Here is a 3,150-nt window from a genome sequence, read left to right on the forward strand (position 1 = left end):
CCGCCAGGAGGGCGGCCCCGTGCTGGAACAGGCCCTGCTGCAGGCCGTGCTGGAACTGACCGCGCCGGCGGCACCCCAGCCCGTCCGGCCCGCCGGTTTCCGTCAGGGCCTGTCGGGCCTGTTCGGAGCGGGCCGGGTGCCGGCGGCCGGTGCCGGGCCCGGGACGCGGGGTGAGCCGGAGGCTCAGGCGCAGGGTTCCAGCGTTTCACGCGCTGGGGGCGGTGCGGGCTCCGCGACGTCCGGTGTGGTGGTGGAGGACGAGTGGCTGTCGCAGTGGGCCAGGTCGCGGAACTGGGCGGATGAGTTCGCTGTTGCGCAGTTCCGTGAGGCGTCGGGGCTGGTGGGGGAGGCTCTGGGGCTTCGTCCGGCACTGGGTGGGGGTGAGGCGGAGTCCGTCTACCGGGAGCGGGTGCGGCGGGTCGTCGCGGCGGTGGCCGAGGCGGGTGCGCAGGCGCAGACGGACGACAAGGGCAAGGGACCCGAACTGTCCGGGGTGCCCGGGCACGACGCGTCGGCCGGCTCCGCTCTGCGCGGGGTGTTCGCGGAGCTGGATGCCTACCAGCGGGTGGTCGCCGGGGATGCGGGCGAGCCGTCCCAGCAGCAGGAGGAGGCCGTCGAACTGGCGGCGGGCCGCGTCGCCGGGGCGATGGGGGCGGCGGTCGCCTTCGTGCCCGGCCTGCACGACAGGGACCTGTACGGCATCTACCGCTACCTTGCGGCCCGGGACACGGCTGGTGACACGGCGGTGCACATTCCCGGCGAGCCCTCCCCGCAGGGCACTGAGACCGCGGCAGCGGTTGCCGGCCAGCTGTCACCGGCCCGTTCCGCACCCACACCGGCAGCCACGCGGCCGGCGGCTTCCGGCCAGCGCCTGCCCGCCCGGGACGCCGGCCGGACGGCCGGCGAAACCCCGTCCGGCAGGCCACGCGAGCCCTGGCGGCACGTGCTCGGGACGCCACTGCCCACGGTCGTCGTCCGGCATCGCGCCGTCTTCGACATCGTCACGATCACCATGCCGGACCACCAGGACACCCCCGGCCGTGCCGCCGGATCCCCCGAAGCGGTCGACCTGGCGGGAACGACGGGAGCCATGCGGATACGTGACCACTTCGGCGAAGAACCCAGCCACATCACCCTCACCAACTCGGACGTGATCCTCCGGATACCCGGAACCGACGACATGATGACGTGGCTGCCGATCGCTCAGAAAATCGCCAACCACATACCCCACCGGGTAAAAGTGCCCCATCAGAACGGTGTGATAGATCTCTGCCCACCCAACGAAGCCGACCACAACTAAAAACGAAGCCGACCACAATTAAATAGGGACTCCGTCAGGTCTGTCTTGATCTTGGTGTCCTGGTCCGGGTGGCAAGGGGGCGGTGGCAGGCGGCGCAGGTGCCGGTCCAGCACCTCAGGATGCCCTGGAGGGCGTCGAGGGTCTGATGGGTGGTGAGCTTGGTGCGGGTGCAGTTGGGGCCAGGCGCTGTTCGGTGCCGCAGTCCACATACCAACGAGCGCATGCCCCGGGCTCGCCCGCAGGGGCATCGAGTCGTCCCAACGGCTCGGCCGTCACCGCTGGGTCGTCGAGCGGACCGTGTCCTGGCTGTCCGGCTGCCGACGCCTCCACCGCCGTTACGAACGGAAGCGGAACACTTCCTCGCCTTCACCGCCATCGCCGCAACCCTCATATGCCACCGCAGGCTCACCAACTGAAATGGCGTCTTACGAGTTGGTGCGTGATAGCGGGTGAGGCGTCGTTTCTGGCCGGTGGCATGATCCGGGTGTGGCGATCATGGTCAATCGGGCGGTGTTGGCGCATCCGCTGTTCACGGGGATCTCTCGACGGCATCTTGCGCTCCTCATCGAGGAGTTGGCGGTGCCGTGGCAAGCCGAGATCGAGGGGCGTCGCCATGCTGCACGCGGTGGGGCCAGGAAGCGGGCCGCAGGGGCTGGCGCCCGTCACCAGATGGTGTTCGTCGATCGGCTGGTGGCCACGCTGATCCATCTGCGGCACGACCTGCCGCACGCGGTGCTGGGCCTGCTGTTCCGTGTCGACCGCTCCACCATCACCCGTGCGATCGCAGAGATACGCCAGCTCCTGGCCGAGCGGGGGTGCGCGGTCCCGGACCACCCTGGTCTGCGATTACGGACTCTTGCCGACGTGTTCGCCTACTCCCAGGCCGAAGTCCTGTTGGACGACGGCTACCTCGGCTTGAGCCGTGACCACCGCGGGCAAGCGATCACACCAAGCTGCAAGAGGCGGAAGCCGCATGGGAACGGTTCGTTGTCGCCCGTCAGACGGTGGCCGAGGTCCTGGCAGAACCTCCTGCAGGCGAGAAGGCGCCCCTGGCCGAGGTAGCCGCTCACCGGCCTGCGCGGGTCGCAAGAGCGGTGCCCGGATCGGTGGTTCCCGCCTGGCGGGAAGGGCTCGCTCCCGACTCGCTGGCGCCGGACTACCAGCGGCTCGTGGAGATCCTGGCCGATCGGGGTGGGGAGGCGATGGACTGCCGGCAGCTCGCGGCGGCCCTGGGCCTTCAGTTGGTCGCGGCGAAAGTCGAGGGAGTTCGGTCGAAGGTGAAGCGCCTGGCCGCGCGGGGCTGGCTGGTCGAGGAACGCCCGGGAATGTTCAGGACGGTCCCCGGGCGAGCCGGCGGCTCATGACCATGCTCATCGACCATCGGATCATCGCCTCGGAGGTGTCGGCGCGGGTCTCGTAGTCGCGGGCCAGGCGGCGTGAGCGCATCAGCCACGCGAACGTCCCCTCGACCAGCCACCTCTTGGGCAGAACGGTGAAGCCGGTGGCGTCGTCGCCGCGTTTGACCACGGTCAGCGCGATCTGCAGAACGTCGCGGGCGATCTCGACCAGGCGTCCGGTGTAGCCGCCGTCGGCCCACACCAGCGAGACGCGCCAGTGCCGCTGACGCAGTCGCTCCAGCAGCGTCCCGCCGACCTCGCGGTCGGTGACGGACGCGGCGGTGACCAGCACCGTCAGCAGCAGCCCGAGGGTGTCCACGGCGATGTGCCGTTTGCGGCCGTTCACCTTCTTCCCGCCGTGTCGGCGTACACGTGAACGTACACAGCCGCGTACGGATGAACGTGCTCAGTTCTTGATGCGGTGAGGTTGGCGCGTCGGCAGTCTGCTCCTGT

General features: G+C 69.9%; 4 protein-coding genes and 1 pseudogene. 4 read left to right on the forward strand and 1 reads right to left on the reverse strand.

The window, feature by feature from the left end; translation table 11 throughout:
* The 4 genes and pseudogenes from ABZT06_RS50345 to ABZT06_RS50360 all read left to right on the forward strand — a co-directional run.
* On the forward strand, positions 1–1,300 hold a 1,300-nt coding region (locus ABZT06_RS50345), incomplete at its 5' end, for a hypothetical protein (RefSeq protein ID WP_355756631.1).
* Positions 1,301–1,525: 225 nt separating this feature from the next.
* Positions 1,526–1,716: pseudogene (locus ABZT06_RS50350) on the forward strand (transposase); the annotation flags it as partial.
* 79 nt (positions 1,717–1,795) lie between these two features.
* The gene (locus ABZT06_RS50355; protein WP_355756638.1) at positions 1,796–2,362 is read left to right on the forward strand and encodes a transposase family protein; all 567 of its coding nucleotides are present in this window, start codon (positions 1,796–1,798) and stop codon (positions 2,360–2,362) included.
* A 32-nt stretch (positions 2,363–2,394) separates the two neighbouring features.
* Positions 2,395–2,664 (forward strand): hypothetical protein, encoded by a 270-nt coding sequence (locus ABZT06_RS50360; RefSeq protein ID WP_355756634.1) that lies wholly within the window; start codon positions 2,395–2,397, stop codon positions 2,662–2,664.
* On the opposite strand, the gene ABZT06_RS50365 is transcribed toward ABZT06_RS50360, so the two are convergent.
* Positions 2,630–3,043 (reverse strand): transposase, encoded by a 414-nt coding sequence (locus tag ABZT06_RS50365; RefSeq protein ID WP_355756636.1) that lies wholly within the window; start codon positions 3,041–3,043, stop codon positions 2,630–2,632. The genes ABZT06_RS50360 and ABZT06_RS50365 overlap by 35 nt on opposite strands.
* Positions 3,044–3,150: the final 107 nt, after the last annotated feature.

Source organism: Streptomyces sp. NPDC005483 (assembly GCF_040606035.1).
Taxonomy (GTDB): Bacteria; Actinomycetota; Actinomycetes; order Streptomycetales; family Streptomycetaceae; genus Streptomyces.

What these genes read in the sequence shown, in the direction of transcription:
- ABZT06_RS50355 (WP_355756638.1), top strand. Translation starts at nt 1,796, where the DNA reads ATGGTCAATCGGGCGGTGTTGGCGCATCCGCTGTTCACGGGGATCTCT.